This is a genomic window from Ignavibacteriota bacterium (assembly GCA_016708125.1).
Lineage (GTDB): Bacteria > Bacteroidota > Ignavibacteria > Ignavibacteriales > Melioribacteraceae.
In genome coordinates this window covers 4,168,896-4,195,695 of the sequence record JADJGF010000001.1, presented here as the reverse complement: position 1 = coordinate 4,195,695, position 26,800 = coordinate 4,168,896, and the positions used below count along the sequence as shown (strand labels likewise).

The 26,800-nt window shown below is 29.5% G+C and carries 26 protein-coding genes; 14 read left to right on the top strand and 12 right to left on the bottom strand.

All coding sequences use genetic code 11. The features are described from left to right. Nucleotides 1-2 precede the first annotated feature (2 nt). From IPH62_17985 to IPH62_17940, 10 genes are all read right to left on the bottom strand, one after another. Entirely contained in the window at nt 3-872 is an 870-nt protein-coding gene (locus tag IPH62_17985) for a glycosyltransferase family 2 protein (GenBank protein MBK7107167.1), read from the bottom strand. 22 nt (nt 873-894) lie between these two features. Then, a complete protein-coding gene (locus IPH62_17980; protein ID MBK7107166.1) occupies nt 895-2,196 on the bottom strand; it encodes an O-antigen ligase family protein in 1,302 nt (433 codons plus the stop codon). Nucleotides 2,197-2,199: 3 nt separating this feature from the next. After that, nucleotides 2,200-3,663 carry an oligosaccharide flippase family protein gene (locus IPH62_17975; protein MBK7107165.1) on the bottom strand — a complete coding sequence of 488 codons (1,464 nt, stop codon included), beginning with the start codon at nt 3,661-3,663 and terminating at the stop codon, nt 2,200-2,202. Nucleotides 3,664-3,694: 31 nt separating this feature from the next. After that, a complete protein-coding gene (locus IPH62_17970) occupies nt 3,695-4,882 on the bottom strand; it encodes a hypothetical protein (protein ID MBK7107164.1) in 1,188 nt (395 codons plus the stop codon). After that, entirely contained in the window at nt 4,839-5,987 is a 1,149-nt protein-coding gene (locus tag IPH62_17965; GenBank protein ID MBK7107163.1) for a DUF354 domain-containing protein, read from the bottom strand. Before IPH62_17965 ends, IPH62_17970 begins: the two co-directional genes overlap by 44 nt. A 59-nt stretch (nt 5,988-6,046) precedes the next feature. After that, nucleotides 6,047-7,462 carry a hypothetical protein gene (locus IPH62_17960; protein MBK7107162.1) on the bottom strand — a complete coding sequence of 472 codons (1,416 nt, stop codon included), beginning with the start codon at nt 7,460-7,462 and terminating at the stop codon, nt 6,047-6,049. 20 nt (nt 7,463-7,482) lie between these two features. Next, the gene (locus tag IPH62_17955) at nt 7,483-9,903 is read right to left on the bottom strand and encodes a polysaccharide biosynthesis tyrosine autokinase (protein ID MBK7107161.1); all 2,421 of its coding nucleotides are present in this window, start codon (nt 9,901-9,903) and stop codon (nt 7,483-7,485) included. Nucleotides 9,904-9,928: 25 nt separating this feature from the next. After that, the gene (locus IPH62_17950) at nt 9,929-10,528 is read right to left on the bottom strand and encodes a polysaccharide biosynthesis/export family protein (protein MBK7107160.1); all 600 of its coding nucleotides are present in this window, start codon (nt 10,526-10,528) and stop codon (nt 9,929-9,931) included. A 160-nt stretch (nt 10,529-10,688) separates the two neighbouring features. Next, nucleotides 10,689-11,981 carry an NAD(P)/FAD-dependent oxidoreductase gene (locus IPH62_17945; protein MBK7107159.1) on the bottom strand — a complete coding sequence of 431 codons (1,293 nt, stop codon included), beginning with the start codon at nt 11,979-11,981 and terminating at the stop codon, nt 10,689-10,691. Between the two features lie 3 nt (nt 11,982-11,984). Next, entirely contained in the window at nt 11,985-12,809 is an 825-nt protein-coding gene (locus IPH62_17940) for a glycosyltransferase (protein ID MBK7107158.1), read from the bottom strand. Between the two features lie 614 nt (nt 12,810-13,423). Between IPH62_17940 and IPH62_17935 the strand changes: the two genes are divergently transcribed. The 14 genes from IPH62_17935 (at nt 13,424) to IPH62_17870 (ending at nt 25,006) form a co-directional block, all read left to right on the top strand. After that, nucleotides 13,424-14,665: a DegT/DnrJ/EryC1/StrS family aminotransferase gene (locus IPH62_17935; protein MBK7107157.1), complete on the top strand. Its 1,242-nt coding sequence runs from the start codon at nt 13,424-13,426 to the stop codon at nt 14,663-14,665. Nucleotides 14,666-14,822: 157 nt separating this feature from the next. Further along, entirely contained in the window at nt 14,823-15,935 is a 1,113-nt protein-coding gene (wecB, locus tag IPH62_17930; GenBank protein MBK7107156.1) for a UDP-N-acetylglucosamine 2-epimerase (non-hydrolyzing), read from the top strand. A 321-nt stretch (nt 15,936-16,256) separates the two neighbouring features. Then, the gene (locus IPH62_17925; protein ID MBK7107155.1) at nt 16,257-17,195 is read left to right on the top strand and encodes an SDR family oxidoreductase; all 939 of its coding nucleotides are present in this window, start codon (nt 16,257-16,259) and stop codon (nt 17,193-17,195) included. A 54-nt stretch (nt 17,196-17,249) separates the two neighbouring features. After that, nucleotides 17,250-18,029 (top strand): copper resistance protein NlpE N-terminal domain-containing protein, encoded by a 780-nt coding sequence (locus IPH62_17920; protein MBK7107154.1) that lies wholly within the window; start codon nt 17,250-17,252, stop codon nt 18,027-18,029. A 34-nt stretch (nt 18,030-18,063) separates the two neighbouring features. Continuing rightward, nucleotides 18,064-19,011, top strand: coding sequence for a Gfo/Idh/MocA family oxidoreductase (locus IPH62_17915; protein MBK7107153.1), 948 nt, complete (start codon nt 18,064-18,066; stop codon nt 19,009-19,011). 41 nt (nt 19,012-19,052) lie between these two features. Further along, a complete protein-coding gene (locus tag IPH62_17910) occupies nt 19,053-19,403 on the top strand; it encodes a four helix bundle protein (GenBank protein ID MBK7107152.1) in 351 nt (116 codons plus the stop codon). Nucleotides 19,404-19,627: 224 nt separating this feature from the next. After that, nucleotides 19,628-20,215: an N-acetyltransferase gene (locus IPH62_17905; protein MBK7107151.1), complete on the top strand. Its 588-nt coding sequence runs from the start codon at nt 19,628-19,630 to the stop codon at nt 20,213-20,215. 457 nt (nt 20,216-20,672) lie between these two features. Beyond that, on the top strand, nt 20,673-20,834 hold the full coding sequence (locus tag IPH62_17900; protein ID MBK7107150.1) for a hypothetical protein: 162 nt from the start codon (nt 20,673-20,675) through the stop codon (nt 20,832-20,834). Beyond that, entirely contained in the window at nt 20,821-21,381 is a 561-nt protein-coding gene (locus IPH62_17895) for a hypothetical protein (protein ID MBK7107149.1), read from the top strand. Before IPH62_17900 ends, IPH62_17895 begins: the two co-directional genes overlap by 14 nt. An 84-nt stretch (nt 21,382-21,465) precedes the next feature. After that, nucleotides 21,466-22,587, top strand: coding sequence for an ATP-binding protein (locus tag IPH62_17890; protein ID MBK7107148.1), 1,122 nt, complete (start codon nt 21,466-21,468; stop codon nt 22,585-22,587). A gap of 740 nt (nt 22,588-23,327) precedes the next feature. After that, on the top strand, nt 23,328-23,555 hold the full coding sequence (locus tag IPH62_17885) for a hypothetical protein (protein ID MBK7107147.1): 228 nt from the start codon (nt 23,328-23,330) through the stop codon (nt 23,553-23,555). A 1-nt stretch (nt 23,556) separates the two neighbouring features. Further along, on the top strand, nt 23,557-24,213 hold the full coding sequence (locus IPH62_17880; GenBank protein MBK7107146.1) for a nucleotidyl transferase AbiEii/AbiGii toxin family protein: 657 nt from the start codon (nt 23,557-23,559) through the stop codon (nt 24,211-24,213). Nucleotides 24,214-24,477: 264 nt separating this feature from the next. After that, nucleotides 24,478-24,648, top strand: coding sequence for a hypothetical protein (locus tag IPH62_17875; GenBank protein ID MBK7107145.1), 171 nt, complete (start codon nt 24,478-24,480; stop codon nt 24,646-24,648). Then, nucleotides 24,635-25,006 (top strand): type II toxin-antitoxin system VapC family toxin, encoded by a 372-nt coding sequence (locus tag IPH62_17870; protein MBK7107144.1) that lies wholly within the window; start codon nt 24,635-24,637, stop codon nt 25,004-25,006. Before IPH62_17875 ends, IPH62_17870 begins: the two co-directional genes overlap by 14 nt. A 550-nt stretch (nt 25,007-25,556) precedes the next feature. On the opposite strand, the gene IPH62_17865 is transcribed toward IPH62_17870, so the two are convergent. Both IPH62_17865 and IPH62_17860 read right to left on the bottom strand, forming a co-directional pair. Next, nucleotides 25,557-25,985, bottom strand: a complete 429-nt coding sequence (locus IPH62_17865) for a hypothetical protein (protein MBK7107143.1) — start codon at nt 25,983-25,985, stop codon at nt 25,557-25,559. A 19-nt stretch (nt 25,986-26,004) separates the two neighbouring features. Continuing rightward, nucleotides 26,005-26,241, bottom strand: coding sequence for a hypothetical protein (locus tag IPH62_17860; GenBank protein ID MBK7107142.1), 237 nt, complete (start codon nt 26,239-26,241; stop codon nt 26,005-26,007). Between the last annotated feature and the right edge of the window lie 559 nt (nt 26,242-26,800).

Here is a 26,800-nt window from a genome sequence, read left to right as displayed (position 1 = left end):
ATTTAAGGAATGAATGTTTCTTTTAATCTTTGAATCTGCTCTTTTCTTAAATATGTTTTAAATTCATCACTTACTTTTACTTTATTATTACCAAAGAGAGCCCATAAATAACCTAACAAATGCAGAACACCGCTAACTATAAACGGTCTTTCTTTTAATCGATAAAATGATTTTAAAATTTGAAATAACGGATGATAACCAATTGAGTGAGCTAACATTCCTTCTCTAAATTTTGTCTCCGCAATTCCCCAGCGACCGGTTCCGGAAAGACGTAAATTTTGAACATGCAAATAATCAAATGATCTAACTTTCCAGCCTTTCATTCTTGCTGTTACTTCTGTAATAATATCTTCACCGCCGTTTTTAAGTGCAACAAAACCGCCAATTTCTTCAAAACAATCATTTCTAAAAAATTGAACTGCGCCTCTAACGCTATTACTTGCCAAAACAACTTTAATTTTTTTTCCTTTATAATTCTCAAAAAAGATTCCTCCGGCTAGACCTAAATTTTCATCTTTTTCAAATTCCTTAATTATTTGTTCATAATAATTTGGTTCAAAGACTGTATCGGCATCTAAATTTCCAATGAAGTGGTATTCAAATTTATTTTCTTTAATAAAATTCAGTGCAATATTTATTGCATAAACTTTCGAAGCAAAATTTCTGTCATCCGTGTTATCATTTCTAATATATTTTATAAAATTATTTGTCTCAGCAAATTTCTTAATAATTTCATCAGTTTTGTCTGTTGAGCCATCGCTAACAATACACCATAAACTCGGTTTTACAGTTTGTGAAATAACTGATTTAATTGTTTCACCAATATAATCTTGTTCATTTTTTGCAGCAGTAATAAGTATATACTTTTTCATCAATTTACTTTCTTTCTTAAAATTATTTTGAACTTTTAACCCAAACTGATCCCAAAATCGTCCACGCAAGCCAGAAAAATATATCGCTTGGTAAACTATAACCTGTTAAAGCCGATTCAACAAAATTTGTTATAAATATTGTTATAAAGGTATAAAATGCGTACGCTTTTTCAGGTGAAAATGCGGCAGTAATTGTAAATATGGAGGGAAATAATAAAACTATTAACCACAATAATAATCCCAGAATTCCACCGCCAACTAGGATTGATAAATAACCATTGTGTAAAGATTGCCTAACGCTTCTTTCAATAAAACTTCCTTCAAGATCAACTTTTAATTCATCTTGAAAAATTTTTCCTTCAACACCAAAACCATAACCAAGAATTGGTTTTTCTTTAATGAAAATTTCAGCACTATTCCAAATGTCTTCTCGAGAACTTAAATCTGTTATCTCGGAAGTTTCATTTCTCTTAAAACTTGATGGAGAAAAATTAAGAAGCAGTATTAAAAATATTCCAATTATTATGGATAAGGAAAATAATTTCACCCAGTTTTTTTCTAATAGTAGCCAAATCAAAACTCCGACTGAAGAAGCCAACAAAGTTGTTCTCGATCCAGTTAAAATATGTAATCCTAAATTAATTAAAATAATAACAATAATAAAATATTTCTTATTGGATTTTATCGAATAAAATTTCCAAATTAAAATAGGATAAGATAACATACTGAACGATCCATATGTATTCGGATGTTCCCATAAACCAACTAATCTTGGCAATTTCCACCACCAAACTCTTGATGGAATAATTACTATTCCGATTAAAGTTGCGAAAATTATAACTGAAACTAATACAAATAATGAGTTTAATCCTTTTTTGAGATTTTCACCTTCTTGCAGCCAAATATGAAATCCTAAAAGAAAACAGAAAACCGCAAAAAGTAATCCGGCTCTAATAAAAGTAAATTTTTGATCTAAAGAATAAAACGCGGATCCGAATGATAATGCTATAAATGTTCCAAGTAATAAAAAATGGATTGGAATTTTTAATTTGCTTCTCGGAATTGATAAAAGAAATTTTGTTATTCCAACAATCCCCAATAAAACAAGGGTTGCCGCACGCAAAGTTCCGCCAATTCCAATTGTAACTTCATCCATTGCAACATTTTCTTCAGGCAAATTATCAAAGAAAATTGCTGAGATTAATGGCGATAGTGCAAAGAAGAAAACGGCTGTTTCAAATTTTTTAAACCATAAAAATAGTAAACCAATTCCTAAAATTACTGCAATTCCTATTATAAAAAATATGTATAAATCATTACCCAATTTTTAACTCAACTTTGCAAATTTTAAAAATTTATTAATCACATTATTAATTTGCTTCTTTTCTTCAACAAAGAAAAAATTACTAAAATATAATCCAAATGATGAAATTAAAATTACTACAACAGAAATTGCATAGAAAATTAAATTTGAATAAAAACTTAAAATGTAAAAAACAGCAAATAAAATTATTCCCAAACAAAAAATTATTATTGTTCTTTTATACTCAACTGCAACTGGGAATTCTTTATTTCCGTAATAAAATAAAGCTAATCCGGAAAGAACTAAATATAAGTTTATTCCTAAAATTGTTCCGTAAGTTCCATATGCTTTTGTTCCAAAATAGGAAATTGCAATACTTAAAATCGTTACAATAAATGAAATGAAACCTGTTGTTTTTGTTTTGTTATTTAAATGTATTTGCGATTGACCAATATAATTTATTGCTGTAAAACCTAATGCCGGAAGCATTAAGAAAACTAAAATGTAAGCATCCGAATATCCGCCGTTACCGATGAGATTCATCAAATATTTAAAAACAAATAATATCAAAATGCTGACCGCAAGATATGCGATTGTTATGTAAGAAATAATTTTTGAAATTATGTTTTTCAAATCGGGATTATTTTTATTGTTGAAAACATAAGGTTCATATGCCAATTGAAATGGGGCAATCAAAACCATAATTCCAATTGTTGCAACTTTGTAGGCTACAGCAAGAACGGCAACTTCTTCTAAACTTCTGAAAGCGCCTAAAAAATAATTTCCCGAAGTATTTACTAACATTGTTCCGGAAGTTGCTAATATTAATGGATATCCGAATTTGAATAACATTGAAGATGTTTTGGAATCAATTTTAATTCCGTCTTTTAGAGAAATCCAAATTAGGACAAATAGCCAAGCTAAGCCAAACGAAAATATTTGTGAATACAGAACTCCGATAATTCCCCAATTTAAAAATTTTAATGCAATCCATGTTGTGATAATTAAAATTATCGAAGAAATTATGCTGATCAGCATATAATAATTGCCTTGATTCTTCGCACGAAAATATGATAAAATATTTAAACTTAATGTTCTAAATATTCCTACTAAAATTGTTAGAATAATTACATTTTCTAAAACTTCAACTTGAAACAATGTTGATAAATAGGATTCCGGAATCAGCAAAGCAATTCCGACTAATAAAATTCCAACTAAAATATTAATTAAAACTGTACTACCAATTAATTCACTTAATTTATTTTTACTTTGAAACTCGGGAAAAAATCTCATAAATGCAGATCGCATTCCAACATCATTAATTGTAATTATAATTTCAGTAGTAAAAAGTAAAGTAGCCAATAAACCATAATCCGCTTTTGACAAATATTCAGTGTATAAAGGAATCAGCAAAAATGTAGTAAACCTAATTGCAATAATTCCAGTTGCATAATAAAGAGTATTTTTACTGAATGATTTTGTTTTCATATTTCGTAAGCAAAAAAGTAAAATAAAATTATTAAGTTTTTTGCTGATTTAATTCAAATAAATGTAAATTATTTTGAACTCTGTTTTCATTTTCAATTGATTGATCAACACTAATTCTTCCGGCAAATGTATATAATATCCAGCCAAAATCATAAGAACTGCTTACATAATCAACTTTTAGTTTTCGGAATTTATTAAGCGAATTTATTTTTAAATAATACAAAAGTGAACTCAGCTTGTTATTTAAAATAGGAGTAACTTTATTCCAAATCGCATTATTTTTTTTATCGATTATTTGATTGTATAATTTATTATTTTCAGCCAGCCAATTTAAACTGCTAAAAATATTTTTTGAGAAATCCGTATCGGAAGCCATTTGAATTGAGAATAACGCCATTGGTGCTAACGCAAGTTGATGCACAGAATGAATAGGGTAGTGACTAATAATTTCACCGGTTACTGAATCATACTGCCATTTCCATTCGCCATTTTTACCTTGATGCTCACAAATTTTTTCTGCACATTCTTTTGCAATTAATAAAGCTTCTTCATTCTGTATTTGTTGAGAATAAATTGATAATGCATAAATCGGGTAAATTTGATCGGCAATTGTACCAACATTTGCTCTAAGTTTTCCCTCAAAATTATTTTTATCTTCATGCTGAAAAATTCCGTGTCCGCCGTAATTTTTTCTAATTCTTTTATAAACTAAATTTGGAAGATTATCAATTGAGTTCTTAAATTTTTCATTAAATGTTGAAGCAAAAAGTAATCCGGTTAAAAACCAAGATAACTCCATTGTATAACCCAATTTTGAATCCTTGAAGTTAACCAACGCCTCATTAAAATTAATTTTAGTTAAAAGTTTTGTTGATTCTTCCGGAGAAATTAAACCAATTGCCCAAAGTAATAATCCTAATTCACCAATGCCGGTAATTGTTTCAGCTTTATCAATATGATGCTTGAGAATTTTAGTTAAATCTAAATTTGTATTAAATCCAAAATTATTGGCTTTATGAAGTCCGATTAAATTTATTAAAGTGTAACGTGAATTGAAATTTTCCGAAAAAATTAAATTATTGTGCAATGACTTCATCATAGCAAATTCATTCTTGTCTGGAAGAAACATTTCTTCCAAACTTTCAATTGAAATTTTAACTATTTCTGAAAGAAGACTATTGTACTTTGTGTTTTTTGGGAAATGATAATATTTGTTCATTATTCTCATTTATTGAAACAGTTTTAGTCTCACCAGTAATTTCTTCAATGAGAGATTCAAGATCATTTACAATTGAATGTAACGCAAGAGAATTAATATTTTCTGGTTTATTTGGTCTAACTCTTTTTTTCAATCTTATTTTTGATTTTACATCATCAATATTTTCAACTAAAGTAAGTCTTCCGGTTTGTGCAAGATATTTATCCACATCACCAATTTTACCTCTGAAAATGCTATATACGGGAACACCCAATGCTGCAGCTTCTCGATTCATCGTTCCGCCGCCGCTAATTACTAAATCTGAATACCACATTAGGTTTAATGCATCTACAACATCTTCCGGGATAATTAATTTTGAAGAGCCGAAATGTTCTGCATAGTGATTTTTTATGCTTTCTTTTTGCTTGTCATCACGCGGTAAAATTATTGTCTGAACATTTCCAACATTTATTAATAAATCAATTACTTCACTAAATAGTACGTCACTTTCCGGATTGTGGTAATGAGCTTCATGAGCTGGAGGACGTAAAATTACTGTAATTGTATTTGCGCTAAATTTAAAATATTTTTTTATCGATTCATCTGGTTTAAAACCCGGCACATAAATATCTTCTTTAATTCCGGGATAAGTTTTTACGTTTTGTTTAAATTTTGCAAGTCTTTCTTTAGAAATAATATTTGGGAAAAACATCATTTTGGGATTTACAAAAGGAATAGTTTGAACAAACTCATAATCCAAAAAAATCACAATTGGAATTTTAAAAAAATGTGCAACAATCATTTGGGATCTTGAGCCATGCGAAATTGCAATTGTAGGTTTTTTCTTTAATGCAAACGGAATTAACTGAAGCGATCTGTAAATTAATCCAATAACTTTTATAATTTTATTTTTTCCATGATGTTTACCGACATCAGTAAAATCAAGTCCATACAGTTGTGCAAGCTCAACAGTTTGCGAGTAATTCCTTGCAGAAATTCTAACTGTATAACCTTCCTCTTGAAGTTTAGAAATTATTGGAGCAAAAAATGGAACATGCGGAGAATTATCCAAATCAATCCAAACTACTTTATCTGTGTTTACGTTATATGAGTATTTTTTGTTCATTTCATCAGCAATAATTAATTCAAATAAGTTGTATTTTTATTTTAAAGTTGCGATCTGTATCACTTTTTCCATTTAAAGAGAGTAACCGATTCGTTCTCATAAATTTTATTAATATTTCCAACGGTAATTTCTTTTATGGGATTATATTCTTCAATTTGTAATCCATCCAAATTAAGTTTGCTCAGCGCAACTCTAAGCGGAACTTTTTTTGCGCTTGCAATAATTAATTCTGATTTATGTGTTTTTTCAACATCACAGTTTTTGGGACACGATTTTTCTATATAAAAATTTTTCAAAGCATTTAAATTACTTCCGTCTCTTCCTTTTATTACACTTACTCCAACACTCCAAGGACCAATAACCGTAATATTGTTCAGATCATTTATTCTTAACCATTTTCCGGCATCTTCGCGTTCTTTACCAACAACAACATTTGTTCTAATCCAAAGTGTGTATGATAATGATATTGCAACAATTAATGCGATTGCAAAGAAATATTTATTAATTTTTACTGTCGAGATATAATATCCAAGCGGAAATGCAAGAGCCCAAAAAACCGGAAGTTGAAAACTTCCTAATTCAATAAAAAAAGTTGCACCGGCAAAAATTAGAAACATTTGCGGAATTGTAGCTAATATTAATGTTATCGAAATAATGGGAATATCTTTTAAACTATAAATCATTCCTTTTAGTAAATGGTAAATAAAAAAATTAAAATTAAGTAGGATAAAAAATAAAAATGCAATAGTTCGATATGGAATTCCTCTTCCTTCTGGTTCGGCGGAAAGTGGATTTAACAAATCAAGTAAATTTGCGCCGATTAGTAAATAGACAATTGCATAAATTACAACAGCTAAAGCACCAACAATAGTTGATTTTTTAATTGTTGTTTTATTAAAACCTTTTAGAAAAATTAAACCAAATGCCAATCCGGAAAGTGGCGAAACCAAATTGGCGTATGCAAAAAATAGTGATGAAAGTAAAATATGATCTTTTATAAACGCAAAAACAAAAAGAAGAATAAATAAAAATTGAAGTGAATAAACTTCACCGATTACTGATTGCTCCCAGAAACTTGGAATTAAACCTACTACTACTGCAATCGTTATAGATTTCTTTTTATTAAATCCTAAGCTCAGCCAAATTAAATAAGTAAATACAACAATTAAGGCTCCGCTAATTGATGAAATAAATCCCGAAGTCCAAATGGTTGCGGAATAATCAAGCGGTACAACTTGATAAACCAGCCATAATAATATTGTATGCCCTAAATGATAATTTGGTAAAGCTTTTCCGCTTAGAAGAGTATTTTGAGGTAAATATGCGAAGTCAGTAATTGGTTTTTCTGCTAAAGATCTAATTGCAAAAACAATAACATCCGGTTTAGATGTGTAATATGGAATCTGCAAAGCATAAAAAAACAAAAACGAAAAAAATAATATTAACGATATTTTAAGATTATCATTAGTCTGCATTTTAACTGCATAATTGGTGTTTATGATTTTCCGTAGTTATAGCCATATTGATATTTTAAACTGCTGTCTTTTACTTCGCAATCATTTACTAAAGTTCCTAAAAAATTAATATCGGCAGATTGTAATTCGCTGATTGCCCAGCTTATACTTTCTTTTTCTGTTTGTCCGGATCTGACAACCAAAACCGTATCTTTAACAATTCTTCCAAGTGAAAGAGCATCTGATAATCTTGTAATAGGAGGTGTATCAAGAATTACAAAATCGTAAGATTCAAGATTACTTAATAATTTTTTCATTCTATCCGAAGCAAGAATTTCACCGGAAATATTTGAGAAAACTCCGGTTGGCAGAACATCAATATTCATAAGCAGATTAGAATTTGTTGTTAATTTAATTGGCTTATAAATATTTGGCGTTTCGGTTTTCTCGGTTAAATAATCAACTAATCCGGAAGAAAATTTCGGTAAACTAAACATTGTTGAAATACTTGGTTTTTTAATATCGCAATCAATTAACAAAACTTTTTTACCGGATTGTGCAATAGTTATTGCCAAGTTTGCTGCTGTTGTTGTTTTTCCGGCGTTTTCTTCACAGCTTGTAATCATTACTTTTTTAGGTTGACCGGAAATTTTTGAACTAAGTTTTGTTTCTAAAGTTCTGTAAGCTTCTTTAAATCTGAATTTTTCGTCCATCATACTTACAAATTTATCACTCACTTTATCTGTTGAAGAAATTGTATTTTTTAATTCTTTATCATAAGGCGGAATTACACTTAAAATTGGGAAATTAAATTCGCGTTCAATATCAGAAATATCACTAATCTTTTTATCATTAAAATGAACGAATAGTGCACCAACCAAACCTAAAAGTAAACCAAATAAACTTGCCAAAACTAAATTTAATTTTTTATTCGGAGTTATTGGTTTTATTGGCTCAATTGCCTTATCAAGAATTATAATATCTTGAAGTTTAGAAAGTTCGGCAACTCTCATTTCTTCGCGTTTTTCAAGAAGCAAATTGTACATTTTCTCGTAAGCTTCTTTTTGTCGCATTAAACCGGCAAGCATACTTTCTTGTTCTGGAAGTTTTTCCAAATCACCGGAATATTTTGAAATCAAAGTATTTATATTTTCTAATTTATTTTTCTGTGAATTTGCAATAATCTTTAACGCTGTTAATGTGTTATGATTATATCTTGTTAACTCCGATTTAATTCTGCTTATTTGCTCATCTAATAAAATTACATCCGGATGAAGTTCTGTTCGTCTCTGCAAAAGTTCAAGTCTCTGTAATTCCGTATTTGTTAATTCTTTCATCAGATTCAAAAACGGCGTATCAAATGATGTATATTGTTCCGGAGTTAAATATGTTTGATCAACATAGCCTTCAGTATTAATTTGTTTTTCAATATCTCTGAATTTATTTTTATTAACACCAAGATCAAGCTCGGCTTTAAGTTTTTCAGATTCTAAATTGCTGAGAAATTCTACCAACTGTTTTGATTGCTCATCAATTTGTACAATTTTTTCTTGCGATTTGAAATTACTTAATTCTTGTTCTGCATTTTCTAAATTATGCGCAACGTCTTTTAATCTGTCATCAATAAAAGTAAAAGAATGTTTTAAGTTTTCTTTTTGTAAATCAACTCTGCTTTGTTTGTATTCATCTGCAATAACATTTGCAATCTCTTTTGTTGTAAATGAATAATTTGATTTTGCGAACAGTTCGAAAATATTAGTTTTAATTTTCTTTTCGGTTGAAACATTTTGAAATAATTCTTCAAGAACTTCATTGTAATCTAAAGTTTCAAAATGAATTTCACATCCGGAAGTATTTTTTGCCCAATCGATGTTTATATTCCATTCCGATGAAGAAAGGTTTGAATATCTTTTTCCGTCTGTAAATACGCTTTCTCTGTATTTGTTTAATACATCAAAAGTGTTATTCTTTTTTGCTAAAACTATAAATGAATTCTCATGGGTTCTCAGTCCGATACCTAAATTATTTATATTTGGAAAAGTAGTTGGATATTCATTAAGCAAATAATTATGCTGATATTCAGTTAAAGGTAAATCAATAATTGTAACATTTCCGTCTTGTTCAACAATTTTTGAAATAATAATATTTAGTGAAAGTTTTTCAATTACGGAATTTAAAACTTGTCGAGTTTGAACTAATTGCATTTCAGTTTCAAGGTCATCTTGAGTTCTTCCGCTTAGAATAGTTTTAATAACATCATCATTATCATTTTGATCGGCTAACATTTCTTTTTTAAGCAATACCGAACTTTGATAAACCGGTGTTTTAAAACTATTGTATATTATTGCTGCAAGCACAGAAAGTAAAATAAAGGAAATGATTATTAACTTTCTCTGCATAAAAATTCTAAAAATTTCTTTTAATGAAATTTCTGATTTTCTAATGTATTTATTTCGGCTCATTTTATAACCCTTATGCTCTAAATTTTTATCTTGTGAATAAACTTGCAATAGCTGCTAAAACTGCAACTCCGGAAACTATAACAGATGCGTCTCTAACTCCGACCAACCACTTTCTTGGAACGTAAACTTTATCGCCGGATTCTAAACCAATATCTGCTAAATTATTTTCACCTTCTAAGAATTTTTCAATATCAATTTCCATTTGAGAATCGTTTCTGATTATTGATAATTCATCAATGTTAGAATCACTTGTTTCTCCGCCTGCTAAAGATAAAAGATCGGAAATTGTTTCATATCCGGTTAAGTAATAAACTCCTGGTTTACCAACTTCGCCTAAAATATCAACTCTGTAAAGCGGTTGAATGCTTAATTCCGGGTTTTTATAAATTTTTGAATATTCCGAAATTATTTGATTTCTTAAATCGTTGAAGTCACTATCAACAGAATTTATCATACCCAAATAAGGAAGATGAAGATTTCCGTTATCTTGAATGAAATAATCACCGGTTAGATTTTCTGTGATATTGTAAAAATTTATTCTAATTCCATCGCCGGGTTTTAGATTTTGCCCTAAAATACTAAGCGATGTAACCATTAAAAATATTGCAATATTGAACTTTTTCATAAATCACTTCTTGTTTATTTGAAATTTCACGATTTAAGTCTAAATTAGAATTACAGTCTCAAATAAATAATAATTTTATAATTTAATTGTGATTTAGAGCAAAGGAAATTTTGATTTAAATCAATTTGATACAATAAAAATTTATAATCAAAAAATATTGCTAGTTACTATCGAGTTTTTTAAGTAACTCTAAAACATTTTCTACTAAACCGGTGCTCGCGTTCCAAGATGTAATATTTGGATAAACTTGAGCCGATGTAGCTAACAAAATATTTGTTCCTTTTAAGTGTAGATCTGGTTTTATTGTCGAATATCCTAACGGATAAATAGGTTCTACAAACGGAGCTTTAAAGATTTTTATATCTGAGATATCACTTTCGTTAAAATTCAAATCGGGATAAAGATTTAGTAATTGTTTTTTCCATCGTTCTGCAATAGATTTTTCATCTTCTTTGAATAAATCAGAATTTCTGCTGCAATATTTCATAACGTAAACCATATTCATATTGCCGTATTGAGATTTTTCAACAAGTTCGGTCATTTCTACAACACCGTCAAATTCGGTATTTGAGTTAACAACCGGAGTCCAGTAAAAATTATCCAAAGGTCGTTTTAAGAAAAACATTGCATTAACAACACCTTGGTAAGTAAGATTTGGATCGGAAAATTTATCATTCAAATTTGAATCTTTTACTAAATCTGCAAATAACGGAATTGGGATTGTGGAAATTACCCAATCGGCATTAATTGTTTGATTTTCTAAAATTACATCAATTCCTTTTTCATTTTGCACTAATTTTTTAACGGGGGAGTTTACTAAAACTTTTCCGCCATTTGATTTGATATTACTTTCAATTGCATCAATAAACCCTTTCATTCCGCATTTCATATATCCGCGGGTTGCAACATTTTTTTCTCGACCAAGCCTTTGCCAAATATATAATGATGGAAGATTTCCGGAATGATCTCCGAATTTAGAAAGAAATAATTGCTTTAGAATTTTATTCCAAACATTAGCGCCGTATAATTTCTTAAACCATTTTTCTATTGGGAGATTATCTAAATCTTTTCCTTTTCCCAAATATCTTAGTGAAAGGCTTACAATTCCGAATCTTAATCTTTCGATAAAACTTATTGGTTTGAATTTTAAAAGATCAATAGGAGTATTAAATGAATATCTTTTTCCGTCAACAATAAATCCCATTCTTGTTGGCTTCCAGTATAATTGATCTGAAATTCCAACATCATCAATTAATTTTAGAAGTGGATCGTCACTCGGCATTTGGCAATGATAAAATTTATCAATCCATAAATCATTATGCTTAAAAAATGTGCCCAATCCGCCAAGCTGATTGTTAGCCTCAAGAAGAGTTACATTATAACCGTCTTTAGCAAGTTTCTGTGCAGAAGCTAATCCGGCAATTCCGCCGCCAATTACTACAATATTTTTCATAAATTATATTCTTCTCGGACTTGGTGAAACACGATCGCGAATACCTAATTTGAAATATTGCATAATTGTTTTGAACAATTTTAATTTGCTTGCGCCAAGTTTTCTATCGTATCTTAGGAAAAATGGAATTTCTACAATTTTCGGCGACCAATGTCTTAGTTTGAGTAAAAGCTCAACCATACAAGCAAAACCTTGTTCATTCACTAAAGTTTCACCAAAATGGAAGGAAACTTTTTGCAGCATACTTACACGGTAAGCTCTGTATCCGCTTGTAAAATCATTAATATCATTTAAAGGAAGAATTGTTTTGAATACAAAACTTGCGCCGCGTGAAAGAAATCTTCTGAATATTGGAGCGCTTTCATCATTCCCGCCGTTAACAAAACGAGAAGCAATTACTATATCTGCGCCGCCTTCAATTTTATCAATCATCTGATCCATTAAATTTACATCATGCGTATCATCGGCATCCATAATGATAATTATATCATTTATTTTTGCTTGCGATAAAGCTTCCTTAATTCCGGTTTGAACTGCTTGTCCCAAACCCATATTTTTTTCGTGATTTACCAAAGTCAAATTTAGATTTTCGGCAGCTTTAATTGTAACATCGGCAGTTTTATCTTTTGAACCGTCGTTTACAACAACCACTTTCACTTGGACGTTATTCTTAGAATTAATTTCCGAAATTCTTTTCAAGAGGTTTGGTAAAGATTCTTCTTCATTATATGCAGGCAAAACAAAATATACGTTCTCTACTTTTTGCAAAGTAGGTGCTTGATCATAATCCAAAGTTTGAGAAGCTGTAAACGTTTTCTGATTAAACATTGCACTTAAAAATAGGTTTCTACTTAATGTTTTTGTTACTACCATTTTCTGTCCTTCCTAAATTTCATTAAACTTTTAAGCAAATGTAAAGAAGCAAAAAAAGTTTAATGTGACTTAGAACAAAAATAGCAGTAGTTAAAGTTAAAATAATTTTATGAAATAAGTGTTAGGATGCTTCAGAAATATTCAAAATGTTATTCCGATGATACGTCAACAAACGGACATGAATTTATTAAATTCTCTCTGGATTCCTACCCAAACTTATGTCAGGCAAGTTTATTTCGGAATCTAATATATAGAAATCAGCAGAAATATAGATGCTGAAATGAATTCAGCATTATAATGTCAGATTTTTTGAGTCAACCTCATAACAAGCATCATTAATTTAATTTTTCAAAAGTTTCTATTATTAAGTTGATGGTTATTTCTTTTATTAATTATTATGTTTAAATTATTTGCTTGATTTTCAAGGTTTTATCAATCTATTGATTTAGAAAAATTAAAATTTCTTTATCAATTTAATTTATAATGTAATTCAATTGGCGAAGCTATAGTTAAAATTTTTTATACCGATATAAACAACAAAAACATAAAACAATTTTAAGAGTATAATTATGAAAGTTCCATTATTAGATCTCAAAATGCAATATCAGTCACTTAAAAAAGAATTGGATGAAGCAATTCTTAAAGTTGCTGAATCTCAATATTTTATTTTAGGGCCGGAAGTTCAAAAACTTGAAGAAGCCACATGTAAATATTTAGGTGCAAAACGGGCAATTGGAGTTTCTTCGGGTACGGATGCACTTTTGGTTGCTTTAATGGCAATTGATATTATGCCCGGCGATGAAGTGATTGTTCCCACTTATTCTTTCTTTGCAACCGCGGGAGTAGTTTCTCGATTAAATGCAGTTCCGGTTTTTGTCGATAGCGATCCCGTAACTTTTAATATTGATCCATCTAAAATTGTAGAAAAAATTACAAATAAAACCAAAGCAATAATTCCGGTTCATTTGTACGGACAAAGTGCAGATATGGATCCGATAATGAAAATTGCAAAAAATTATAATCTAAAAGTTATTGAAGACGGTGCGCAGGCAATTTCTACACAATACAAAGATGGAAAATGCGTAGGCACGATTGGAAATATTGGCTGTTATTCATATTTCCCAAGTAAGAATTTGGGATGTTTTGGCGATGGCGGAATGGTAGTTACAAATAACGAGGAACTTGCCGATAAACTTAAAATATTACGAGTTCACGGTGGAGAACCAAAATATTATCACAGTGTGATTGGTGGAAATTTTAGAATAGATGCAATTCAAGCTGCAGTTTTAAATGTAAAACTTCCGCATCTAAATTCTTGGTCGGAAAAAAGAAGAAAAAATGCAGAGTTATATAATTCGTTATTTAAATCATTCTCCTTAGCAGATAAAGAGGGAATTTCTGAATTTGATAAAATGAATAAAGTTCTGCTTCCGAAAGCAATTTATAAGGAGTTAGGAGTTAGTAGTAAGGAGCAAGGAGAAAAGAATTCTGAATCTGAGATCTCAAATCTCTCATCTCAAATCTCCAACTACCATATTTATAATCAGTATATTATTCGTGTTGAAAAACGTGATGAAATGAGAAGTTTCTTAACAGAGAATGGAATAGCAACAGAAATTTATTATCCTGTTCCGTTTCATAAACAAGAATGTTTCCAAGAAGTTTTCAAGAATTCTAAATTCAAAAATCAAGTATTTCCGGTTGCAGATTTTGCAGCTGAGAAATCTATTGCATTGCCAATTTATCCTGAACTGACTGAAGAACAAATTACTTTTGTTGTTGAAAAAATTAATGAGTTTGTGAAAAAATAATAATCAGTAAAAGTTTTGTTGTTTGGAATTTCCTTTTTGGAATTTTTTTTTGTTTGTTTTTTGAGATTTGTTTGTTATTTGTCCGTTAGCTAACAGATTTGTTTTTTGTTATTTAACCTTTTTAGAATGAATATTTCAATAATTAATAAATTTGCTTATTATGAAAATATCAGTTGTATTTGGAACAAGGCCTGAAGCAATAAAATTAATTCCCGTAATTCTTGAATTAAAAAAAGATCCCGCTTTTGAAGTAAATATTTGCGTAACTGCTCAACACCGACAAATGCTTGATCAAGTTTTGGAAATTTTTAATATTGTTCCAGATGTTGATCTTAATTTGATGCAGCCGAATCAAACTTTGAGCAAATTAACCGCAACAATAATTTCTTCAATCGATGAATACTTTAAAAATTACAAACCCGATATTGTACTTGTTCAAGGTGATACGACAACGGTTATGGCAGTTTCACTTGTCGCATTTTATCACCAAATAAAAGTGGGACACGTAGAAGCCGGTCTAAGAACTTTTAAAAAATATTCTCCGTTTCCCGAAGAAATGAATAGAGTTTTAACTTCCAGAATTGCTGAACTGCATTTTGCACCGACACTAATATCAAAAGAAAATTTGCTTACTGAAGGAATTTCAGATAACAATATTTTTATTACCGGAAATACAGTTATTGACGCTTTATTCTTGGCAACAGAAAAAGTAAAAGAAATAAAACCAATAATTGAAGGATTGGAAAACCATAATCTGGTAAATCTAAAACCGTATGTTTTAATTACGGGGCACAGACGAGAAAATTTTGGACAAGGATTTATCGATATTTGTGAAGCAATTTCGGAACTTGCGGATAAATTTCCTAACTACCATTTTATTTATCCCGTACATTTAAATCCAAATGTTCAAGATCCCGTAAATAAATTACTTGGCGGAAGGAAAAATATTATTCTGCTAAAACCGCAAACATATCTGCCTTTCATTTCACTTATGATGAATGCAGAGATAATTTTAACGGATTCCGGAGGAGTACAGGAAGAAGCCCCAAGTTTAGGTAAACCGGTTTTAGTTATGCGTGAAAATACTGAACGACCTGAAGCAGTAACAGCCGGAACTGTAAAATTAGTCGGAACCAATAAAAACACAATTATTAATGAAGTTTCCGAACTTATTGACGATAAAAATGCTTATGAAAAAATGGCAAACGCCGTAAATCCTTACGGTGATGGCTTAGCAAGCAAAAGAATTTTGGAAATACTTAAGAGCTAGACGTGAAGCGTGAACAGTAAAATGTGAAAAGTAAAAAAATGACAGTCATTGCGAGAGAATAGAAGCAATCTAAAAAAGTGAAAGGCAAATTTTTTTTATCAAATTGTTTATAAATATAAAGTTATAGTAATTCATTAATAATTTTATTTAAATATTTTTGATAAAATATATAAAAACAAATATATTTGGACTATAAATAGGGATTATAGAAAATCTGCTTTTCAAATAAGATTCAATCTCTATTATTAGTAAAATGTGACTTAATTGGCGAAGCTATAATTAAAACCTTATAAGATTTTAAATTTTTCAAGAAGGGATAAAATGAAAAAAAGAATATTAATAACCGGTGGAGCAGGATTTCTAGGAAGTCATCTGGCAGAAAGATTAGTCAGTGAAAAAAATGACGTTATTTGTGCAGATAATTTTTTTACAGGCAACAAAGAAAACATAGAGCATTTACTCGATAACCCATATTTTGAATTATTACGGCACGATGTAACTTTTCCGCTTTATGTAGAAGTTGATGAAATTTATAATTTAGCTTGCCCTGCATCTCCAGTTCATTACCAATTCGATCCAATTCAAACAACAAAAACATCAGTTGTTGGAGCAATTAATATGCTTGGACTTGCAAAAAGAACAAAGGCAAAAATTCTTCAAGCAAGTACTTCCGAAGTTTATGGTGACCCCGACGTACACCCGCAGCCGGAAACTTATAAAGGTTTGGTAAATCCAATTGGACCGCGCGCTTGTTATGATGAAGGTAAAAGATGTGCGGAAACACTATTCTTTGATTATCATAGAATTTATAACTTGGATATTAAAGTTATGAGGATTTTTAATACTTACGGACCAAGAATGGATCCGAATGACGGAAGAGTTGTAAGTAATTTTATCGTTCAAGCACTGAAAGGCGAAGATATTACAATTTACGGTGACGGAAAACAAACAAGAAGTTTTTGTTATGTTGATGATTTAATTTCCGGAATGATTAAGCTGATGAATAGCAGAGATGGTTTTACCGGTCCCGTTAATATTGGCAATCCCGGTGAATTTACCATGCTTGAATTGGCTGAAAAAGTTTTACAGTTAACGGATTCAAAATCAAAAATTGTATATAAACCTTTACCGCAGGATGATCCTATGCAAAGGCAGCCGGATATTACTCTTGCCAAAAAAGAATTAAATTGGGAGCCAAAAATTAAACTTGAAGAGGGTTTAATTAAAACAATAGATTATTTTAAAACCATAGTTAAGTAATTATTGTTTAATTGCTTATAAAAATTTTCAATATAAAAATTTAATTTTAAAAATATGTATGTAAGTTTCGTGACTTTACTTTTTAGTTTGGCATTTATCCTTTCATGTTCTACAAAAACAGAAATCGATTTAAATAAAAATGTAATTTCCACAGCTGACAATTCTTCAAATTCTGTTGATTGGGAAGGAACTTATACCGGAATTTTACCATGTGCAGATTGTGAAGGAATTGAGACGCAAATTGTACTTAAGCAAAATATGACTTATTTAAAACGTACTAAATATTTAGGCAAATCAGAAGAATACTTTAAAAACGAAGGAAATTTTATTTGGAATGATTCGGGAAATATTATCACACTTCAAAATATTAAGGATGGAGCAAGTAAATTTCTCGTTGGTGAAAATAAAATTATCCAACTTGATATGGATGGAAATAGAATTTCCGGGATACTTGCCGATAAATATATTATTACAAAATTAAATAATGAAATTGTTGAGAAATATTGGAAACTAATAGAACTCAATGGTAAGCGAATTCAATGGAAAGAAAATCAGCAGAAAGAATTGCATTTTATTCTGAAAATGGATAATAAGATTATTGGTTTCGGCGGGTGTAATTCATTTTCCGGAAATTATGAATTAAAAGATGGAAACCGAATTTCATTTACCAATATTGCATCTACTTTAATGGCATGTGAAAATATGGAAACCGAATCACAATTTTTTAAAGTATTAAACACTTCAGATAATTTCAATTTCCGAAACGATACTTTAACATTGAATAAAGCAAGAATGGCTCCCTTAGCAAAATTTGAAGCTGTTTATCTAAAGTAAATTCTTATGAAATTTTAAAGTGGAAAATGTTAAAATGAAAAACTTTGCAATTACCGGTGTTGCCGGATATATTGCTCCTCGACATCTGCAGGCAATAAAAGAAACCGGAAATAATTTAATTGCAGCTTTAGATCCGCATGATTCTGTTGGAATTCTTGATCGATATTTCCCACACGTAAGTTACTTTGCAGAGTTTGAAAGATTTGAACGACATCTTGAAAGATTAAGAAGAAAATCACCAGAAAATTCAATAGATTATTTATCAATTTGCTCACCTAACTTTTTGCATGATGCACATATTAGACTTGCATTACGGTCAAATTCAGATGCCATTTGCGAAAAACCCGTGGTTCTAAATCCATGGAATTTAGATGCACTTGAAGAACTTGAAAATGAAACCGGAAAAAAGGTATATAATGTTCTTCAGCTAAGAGAACATCAAGCAATAATTGAATTGAAGAATAAAGTTGAAAAAGAAAATAAAATCAGTAAACACGAAATTGTACTAACATACATAACTTTTAGAGGTCCTTGGTATGATTTTTCTTGGAAAGGTATTATTGAAAAGTCGGGAGGAGTTGCAACAAATATCGGCGTTCATTTTTTTGATATGCTTGGTTGGATATTTGGGAAAGTTCAAAGTAATAAAATTTATTTGAAAGAAAATAGAAGAGTTAGCGGATTTCTCGAATTTGAAAAAGCAAATGTAAGATGGTTTTTGTCTTTGGAAAAAAATGATTTACCCGAAAAGGTAAGAAGTGAAAATAAAACAACATTTCGTTCGCTTACTTTAGATGGAGAAGAATTCCAATTTAGCGAGGGATTTACTGATCTTCACTTAAAAGTTTATGAATCAATTCTTGCAGGAAAAGGATTTGGATTGTGTGACGCAAGGCAGTCAATTGAAATAGTTCACCAAATTAGAAACGCAAAAGTTGAAGATAAAATGGAGTATCCGCATCCGACAATAAAAAGAAATTAATAATTTTGAATTAGGAATATTGAATTAAAAAATAAAAAAAATTGAAGAAAGATAATCTAATTGAACAAAAGTCATTTGATTTTGCAATTCAAATAATTCAATTGTACAAATTACTTGTTAATGAAAAAGAGTTTATTTTATCGAAACAATTACTCAGATCTGGAACAAGCATTGGTGCAAATGTTAATGAATCAATTTCAGCAGTATCTAAAAAAGATTTTATAAATAAACTAAGTATCGCGGCAAAGGAAGCAAGGGAAACAAAATATTGGTTAAGATTACTGCAAGAAAGCAAAATAACAAGTACTAATTTTAACGATGCAATATTTTCAAATGATGAAATAATCAGAATTCTTACTTCAATTATAAAAAGTTCCAAACAAAATTTATAATCTCTCAATTTCATTTTTACTTTTTTAATTCTTAATTCTTAATTTTCTTTTCTCTTTTTAATTTCTAATTTAATTTTCATAACTCGTCATTTTCATTTTTTTATAATTCTTAATTCATAATTATTTCTTATTTCTTCTACTCTTTTCTAATTCATAATTCCCGCCACGTTTACCAGCCGGGGCTGGGCGGGCAAGCTTAATTTATAATTTCTTTTCAGGCTTTTATGTCAACTCAAAACAATTATTATGTTAACCAATACGCAGTAGTTGATGATAATGTTGAAATCGGTGAAGGCACCAAAATTTGGCATTTCACACATGTTCAAAGCGGTGCAAAAATTGGTAAAAAGTGCATACTCGGACAAAACGTAAACATCGCAAATAATGTTGAAATAGGTAACTTTGTAAAAATCCAAAACAACGTCTCTGTTTATGAAGGTGTAATATTGGAAGATTATGTCTTTTGCGGTCCTTCGATGGTGTTCACTAATATTTTAGATCCAAGAAGCAAATATCCCCAAGTCGGTGCGGAATATTATATCAAAACACTTGTAAAGGAAGGAGCATCACTGGGTGCAAATTCTACAATAGTGTGCGGACATACAATCGGCAGATTTGCGTTTGTCGGTGCCGGTTCTGTTGTCACGAAAGATGTCCCAGATTTTGCTCTCGTAGTAGGTAATCCCGCAAGAATAGTCGGTTGGTATAGTGAAGCCGGCAAGAAGTTAAAGTTTGATGAAAACGGAATTGCTTTTTGTGAAAAATCGAGTAAAACATACAAATTTGAAAATGGAGTTGTAAAAGAAATTTAGAATAAAATTAATAATTATGCTTGCCCGCCTTTGGCATGGCTTGCCCTTCTTTGGCGGGAATAAATATGAATTAAGAATTGAAAATTAAAATTGTTGTTTACATAAATCTTTCATTCCAGTAATACATAAGTAAGCGAATATGACCGGAATCTAATATTGCAGCTAAAAGATTAAGAGAAAGATTAATGTCAAGCGCATCCTCCATAGGAATACTTTGAACCTATTGGAGAACAAGCAATAAAAATTATGAATCCGTTAGCGAACGGATTGAAAGATTCAATAATTAATCTGTCATTTCGAATCCCAATGTTTTTTCGGGTGAGAAATCTCAAGATAAGTGAATTAAGGATGTGACGAAAAAAAAATGAATTAGTAAATTAGTGCGAAAACTTGTTTACGATTTGAAAACCTTATTTCCTAAATATACATCAAAAAATAATAAAAGATTAGTTTTAAAATGACAAATTTAACACCGGAACAAAAACTAATACAAACACTAAATCTTATAAATTTGGCAAAAGAATTAAAAAAAGCTGCTTTAAAAAAATTTAATCCAAATCTATCGGAAGAAGAAATAAATCGAAAAGTAAAAGAGATATTTCTGAATGCAAGAAACTAATTTATTTGCAATTTATACAAATATTTTAGCACAAAATAACATCGATTATTTTATTACCGGATCAATTGCATCAATAGTTTATGGTGATCCCAGAATGACGCACGATATTGATTTAATTATTTCTTTAAATGAATATGAAATCAATAAATTTATTTCTGCTTTCAAGTTGGAAGAATTTTATTGTCCCCCCAGAGAAGTAATTCTTGAAGAAATTAAACAGAAATCTAAAGGTCATTTTAATCTTATTCATCATGAAACCGGTTTTAGAGCCGATATTTATTTAATTGGAGATGATAAATTTCAGCATTGGGCAATGCAAAATAAAGTTGAAGTAGAATTCTTGGGAGGATTTATTTATGTCGCTCCAATTGAATATATAATTATAAAAAAAATGGAATTTTATAAAGAAGGTAAAAGTCAAAAACACTTAATTGATATTAAGGGAATATTAGAAAATTCTAAATCACAAATTAATTTTTCATTTTTGAATAATAAAATTAAGAAATTTGAATTAAACGAAATTTGGACATTGATTGATAAGATGTGAATTGAAATGAAAGGTTTATCTGCTTGTTACATGTGTAAAAGGTAATAAATTTTACAAATTTGGTTAATTTAATGGAAATAGAAAATGAATCCATTTAAGTACGGACAAATAGTTGAAGGTGAATATTTTTATGATAGAGAAGTTGAGGTGGAAAGACTTAAAGCAACTTTAGCGGGAGGCAATAATATAGTTTTATATGCACCCAGAAGATATGGGAAATCTTCATTAGTAAAAAAAACACTTAAGGAATTAAATAAAGAAGGATTAATTACGGTTTATTTGGATTTTATGAGTATTTATTCACGAGAAACATTCATAAAAAATTATTCAAAATTAATAGCGGAAAATGAAGAAAATCAAATTGAGAAAACAGTTAAAAAAATAAGCAAATTAATTAGAGGTATAGTTCCCAGTATAACATTTAATCAGCAAGGTAGTCCTGAATTTTCTTTTTCATGGATAAACGGTGCAGAAAAAATTGAGACTTTAGAAGATGTTATAAATTTACCCGAAAAATTTGCTACAACTAAAAAACGTTGGATTGTTGCTTTTGACGAATTTCAAGAAATAACAAAGTTAAACGGTGAATCATTTGAGAAAATTTTACGAAGTCTAATTCAGCATCACAAAAATGTTTCATATTTATTTCTTGGCAGCAGAACACATTTGTTAAAAGACATGTTCTCAAATAAAAACAGAGCATTTTATAATTCAGCAGCACTGCTTAATTTAAACACAATTGATATTAAGTTTTCGATTGATTATTTACGGAAACAATTCCAAAAGGACAAAATTAAAATTACGACTGAAGTAGCTGAATACATTATCAATTCAGTTAATTCAATACCATATTATATTCAATTCGTTGCTGCGGAAATTTGGCAGCAAGTAATTAACAAACATGAAGAAATAACAAAAAAACATGTAGATAGTGCAATAAAAACAATCATTGAATTAAAATCCGATTATTACTGGGAGTTAACTTCAAAACAAACAAATTACAGAAAGAAAGTTTTAAGTGCTCTTTGTAATTCATCAATTGGGATATTTTCCAAAGAAGTGATGGAAAAATTTAGTCTGGGAGCTAATTCAACAACACAAAAAGCAATTTCATCATTCATTGAAGACGGTATAATTGAACCATTCGAAAATAAGTATGAATTTGCTGATCCAATCTATAAACTATTTTTATTTAAGTATTTGTAATTACGCTTTTTGGTGTAACGCTTCAGAGCGTAATCGAGAATAAGGCAAAAAAAACAATTTACAAACGACAAACAAATTTCAAAAAGCAATATTCAAATATTAAACAAATATGGTTAGCATGACCAAATGAAGCGAGTTGTCATTCCGGAAATTTCGAAAATATAGTTTTAATAATGAAATTATCCGGAATCTAGTATCAAGTATCTAGTAATAATAATATAAAGAACTTGTCATTTCGAATCCCAATGTTTTTTCGGGTGAGAAATCTCAAGATAAATGAAGTAAGGAAGAAACAAAAAAATTATGAATTAAAAATTATGAATTATTAAGACTTACCTCAGATGCGGAAAAATAAAAATATTACATCCGTGAGTTAACAAATTAACAGATAAAATAAATAATCTGTCATTTCGAATCCCAATGTTTTTTTTGGGTAAGAAATCTCAAAGGAACAGAAGTCAGTCCGTTAGCTAACGGAACAGAAGTCAGTAAACAGTAGTAAGAAAATAAAAAGATCTTGTCATTTCGAACCCCAATGTTTTCGGTTGAGAAATCTCAAGAGAGACGAAGTAAGGAAGAGAAGAAAAAATTTTGGATTAGTAAAGTAGAGCGAAAAGTTGTTTACGTTTTGAAGTCAATATATTCCCAACTTCCAATCTTCTTTACTCATTACTGTTCACTATTTACTAATCGCTTTATTTTTATTTTTAAGTTGTAGAATTAAATTCAAAAAGAAACACATGAACATCGATAAATTCCCCAAATACATATTCTGGAGTTATAAAGAAAAAGCTGACTTGCCGCTTAGTGTAATTACCCAAAATGTTCTACTTTATGGAGATGTAAAGGATATTATCCTCTTAACAAAACTGGTTGAGATAAAAGAAATAAAAAAGACGGTGGAAAAGATTACGAATAAAAATAAATATAAAAAAAGAATTAATTTTATTGAAAAAGTGATTATTTAAAATGTTTAATCTGGAATATTTACCTTTAAATACTAAAAATGTTTTCAATGTTTTATCGAAGCAGAAATTTATGCAAGATTATACTTTAGTCGGTGGAACTGCTTTAGCTATGCAAATTGAACATCGAAAATCTGAAGACCTTGATTTTGTTTTTGATGGTGAAGAAATTAATACCAAAAATATTAAAAGAAGTATAAATGCTGTTTTTAGTAAATATAAAATTATTAATGAAGAGAAGAACTACCAAGTAGACTTTATTATTAATGAAGTTAAAGTTACTTTTTTTTCGACCGGAGCAGCCTTAGTTCCATTTAATATTCAAGAACATTCTAGTAAATTAGGTAAAATTTATATTGCAAAACCCGCAATTATTGGTGTATTAAAACTTATAACTATTTCACAGAGAAATACAATTAGAGATTATTATGACCTTTACTTTATAACGAAAAAAGTGATTGGTATTGAGAAACTATTTGAAATAGCTAAAATAAAAGCACCAAATATTTCACCAATAATTTACTCTGAAACTTTGATATTTACAGATGATCTCGAAGAGAATAGTATTGGGGAACACCTTGAACCAGCGGAGATTTTGAGCAAAGAAATGATTGCAGATTATTTTGTATCGGAATTAAAGAAAATTAAAGAAAAAATATAATTTAATGACATGTGATTTACGACAATTTAAAGACTTTTGAATCCGTTATCCGTTAGCTAACGGAAACGGAAACGGAGACAGAAACGGAAAAATTAGAAATTAGGTATAATGATTTAAGTAAATTGTCGTTTTCATCATTTATTTGCATAAAATAAAGAATTAATTTATAAACAAGAGTCGACCGATGTTGGCCGAAAAAAAATAATACAATAAAAAAGAATTTGTATATTTATAATAAAGAATATTTAAGAAATTAGGTTCAAAATGGTTACAGTAATTAAAAAAGGAATGAATAGAAAACAAATAAATTCAATACTTGATAGAAATAAAATAACACTTAAAAATAAAATAGATATTAAAAAATATTGCGGCGTACTTATACTTAAAGAAGATCCTTTAGAAATTCAGAAAAAATTAAGAAATGAATGGGAATAGTTTACTTTTAGATACAAACATTATTTTATATTTCCTTAATGGAGATAAAACACTTACTCCGATTTTAAATGAAAAGAATTTATTCGTTTCATTTATTACCCAACTTGAATTACTTTCTTATAAAGAAATTACGAAAACAGATACTAAAAGTATAAATGATTTTTTATCAGAATGTACAATTATTGATATCAATACACATATAAAAGAACATACAATTAATATTAAACGAAAATATTCTTTGAAATTACCAGATAGTATTATTATTGCAACAGGAATCTTTCTAAAACTTCCATTAATAAGCGCAGATTCTCAGTTAAAGTTAGTCGAAGAATCAAATTTAATTTTTTATCAAAAATAAATCTGATTCCCAAACTTTATTCCTTAAGAAGAAGTTAATCTTGAAACTTATTTAATAGCTTGTCATTCCGGTTTCCATCTTTTGGAATACCGGAACCTAATATTGCAGCAAAAAGATTAAGAGTAAGATTAGGATAAAGAGTAAGAATTAGCAATTAAGAATTATGAATTAAAGCAAAAAATGTAGGGAATGAAAATCTTTATAATTAAATAAATGTTTTTTTCAATGTAGAGACGCAATATATTGCGTCTAATCAGTTACTCATTTTTTAATCTATGCCCAGAATATTCTAAAAAAAAGTTGCCCGTATTAAAATCAAACCGGGATAACAAAGGGGCAGCCATTCGGGTTAAACAAAGTTAGTACCGGAACCTAATATTGCAGCATAAAGATAAAGAGTAAGATTAGGATTAAGAGTAAGAATTAGCAATTAAGAATTATGAATTAAAGCAAAAAATGTAGGGAATGAAAATCTTTTATCCCAATGAAAAAACTTTTATTTAACAATTCACTAACATCAAAATAAAGGACGGATTTCTCCGCCCCAATGTTACACCGAGAAAGTATTAGAGAAGTGAATTATCTGATTTGAAGCATCAGAAGTTAGTAGAACAGAAAACACTTTCTTAGTTTGATAGTTATTGTAAAAATGTTGAATATTGTTTGGAATATTGACTGAAAAATTAAGAGGATTATCAATCTGCATTGCAATATTCGCGGATATTATTGTTGATACATAATTAGAATCAAATGTTGGGTTTACCGGATTTTTAAGAAGTAAAATATTAACCAACGACAAATTTGATTCGGTTAGTGTATCAATTCCCGAATTATTACCAATAGCACCAAGTGTAATTTCAAAGTTATCCGTATTAAAAACACATGTCGGGTTACTAATATTAAACCCCGTAACCGGCATTATCATTGGATTTGAAACTATATCATTTGAGCTTACATTCTGATAATTAACTTTGAACATTAGATTGAAACCCGTCATTTCAGCAGGAGATACGGAATTCCAATATTCTTTGATAAAGGGAATGCTGTTTAGTTCTTTTACAAGTTTGATAGTTTAGTTTAAAACGATCTCTTCTTGCAATGGAATTTGCGTCACTGCCTGGTGTAAACGAAGAAGGTTTCATACATATTACATTTTTACCGTTTCTCTGACGGAAGGTGAGTTCACCTATACTGCCGCTTACTTTTCCAAGTACGGATTTATTTAGCTCAGCCATTTTTGTTTATCCTATATTTGTATTAAAAAAAGTTCTTTGACATTTTGTTTGAATTTATAGTTTTTCTTGTTTGTTAAACAAGTAATTTATAAATTAATCTTATAACATTTAAAATTTGTAATATTAATATTATTCTTTAACTTTATTAATATTTTGCCATGTTTAGATTATAATCGGCGGTGCACGTATAAATAATATTGGGTGATCGGTTTTATAAATCTTTGTGAAGTCATCGATAAATTGACGCCTTATTTTGATTATTGTTTTCAGGTATTTCTGAAGCCAATTGAAGTACAAGATAAGACCAAGATAGAATACTCTGTTTCTAACGTATATATCGGTGAAATTGTCTAAATCAAATATGAACATTTATTTTCCTTTATTTTTTTTCTTTTGTTTGCAATTATATGATTTTGAAAAGTCATTCCCGTGATCCGTCAACTGACGGATGGGAATCCAGATTATTGGTCCCTATTTTGTGGCTTTAATATGTGCCGGTCATTGAGTAACAATGTGCATCGAAACGCCGACACACTTAGTCACCTTCTCATTTCGAAGG

What these genes read in the sequence shown, in the direction of transcription:
- IPH62_17970 (MBK7107164.1), bottom strand. Translation starts at nt 4,882, where the DNA reads ATGAACAAATATTATCATTTCCCAAAAAACACAAAGTACAATAGTCTT.
- IPH62_17875 (MBK7107145.1), top strand. Translation starts at nt 24,478, where the DNA reads ATGGTTACAGTAATTAAAAAAGGAATGAATAGAAAACAAATAAATTCA.
- IPH62_17895 (MBK7107149.1), top strand. Translation starts at nt 20,821, where the DNA reads ATGCAAGAAACTAATTTATTTGCAATTTATACAAATATTTTAGCACAA.
- IPH62_17890 (MBK7107148.1), top strand. Translation starts at nt 21,466, where the DNA reads ATGAATCCATTTAAGTACGGACAAATAGTTGAAGGTGAATATTTTTAT.
- IPH62_17950 (MBK7107160.1), bottom strand. Translation starts at nt 10,528, where the DNA reads ATGAAAAAGTTCAATATTGCAATATTTTTAATGGTTACATCGCTTAGT.
- IPH62_17885 (MBK7107147.1), top strand. Translation starts at nt 23,328, where the DNA reads ATGAACATCGATAAATTCCCCAAATACATATTCTGGAGTTATAAAGAA.
- IPH62_17870 (MBK7107144.1), top strand. Translation starts at nt 24,635, where the DNA reads ATGAATGGGAATAGTTTACTTTTAGATACAAACATTATTTTATATTTC.
- IPH62_17945 (MBK7107159.1), bottom strand. Translation starts at nt 11,981, where the DNA reads ATGAAAAATATTGTAGTAATTGGCGGCGGAATTGCCGGATTAGCTTCT.
- IPH62_17905 (MBK7107151.1), top strand. Translation starts at nt 19,628, where the DNA reads ATGTCAACTCAAAACAATTATTATGTTAACCAATACGCAGTAGTTGAT.
- IPH62_17955 (MBK7107161.1), bottom strand. Translation starts at nt 9,903, where the DNA reads ATGAGCCGAAATAAATACATTAGAAAATCAGAAATTTCATTAAAAGAA.
- IPH62_17880 (MBK7107146.1), top strand. Translation starts at nt 23,557, where the DNA reads ATGTTTAATCTGGAATATTTACCTTTAAATACTAAAAATGTTTTCAAT.
- IPH62_17860 (MBK7107142.1), bottom strand. Translation starts at nt 26,241, where the DNA reads ATGGCTGAGCTAAATAAATCCGTACTTGGAAAAGTAAGCGGCAGTATA.
- IPH62_17975 (MBK7107165.1), bottom strand. Translation starts at nt 3,663, where the DNA reads ATGAAAACAAAATCATTCAGTAAAAATACTCTTTATTATGCAACTGGA.
- IPH62_17935 (MBK7107157.1), top strand. Translation starts at nt 13,424, where the DNA reads ATGAAAGTTCCATTATTAGATCTCAAAATGCAATATCAGTCACTTAAA.
- IPH62_17960 (MBK7107162.1), bottom strand. Translation starts at nt 7,462, where the DNA reads ATGCAGACTAATGATAATCTTAAAATATCGTTAATATTATTTTTTTCG.
- IPH62_17925 (MBK7107155.1), top strand. Translation starts at nt 16,257, where the DNA reads ATGAAAAAAAGAATATTAATAACCGGTGGAGCAGGATTTCTAGGAAGT.
- IPH62_17915 (MBK7107153.1), top strand. Translation starts at nt 18,064, where the DNA reads ATGAAAAACTTTGCAATTACCGGTGTTGCCGGATATATTGCTCCTCGA.
- IPH62_17900 (MBK7107150.1), top strand. Translation starts at nt 20,673, where the DNA reads ATGACAAATTTAACACCGGAACAAAAACTAATACAAACACTAAATCTT.
- IPH62_17865 (MBK7107143.1), bottom strand. Translation starts at nt 25,985, where the DNA reads ATGTTCAAAGTTAATTATCAGAATGTAAGCTCAAATGATATAGTTTCA.
- IPH62_17965 (MBK7107163.1), bottom strand. Translation starts at nt 5,987, where the DNA reads ATGAACAAAAAATACTCATATAACGTAAACACAGATAAAGTAGTTTGG.
- IPH62_17940 (MBK7107158.1), bottom strand. Translation starts at nt 12,809, where the DNA reads ATGTTTAATCAGAAAACGTTTACAGCTTCTCAAACTTTGGATTATGAT.
- IPH62_17985 (MBK7107167.1), bottom strand. Translation starts at nt 872, where the DNA reads ATGAAAAAGTATATACTTATTACTGCTGCAAAAAATGAACAAGATTAT.
- IPH62_17920 (MBK7107154.1), top strand. Translation starts at nt 17,250, where the DNA reads ATGTATGTAAGTTTCGTGACTTTACTTTTTAGTTTGGCATTTATCCTT.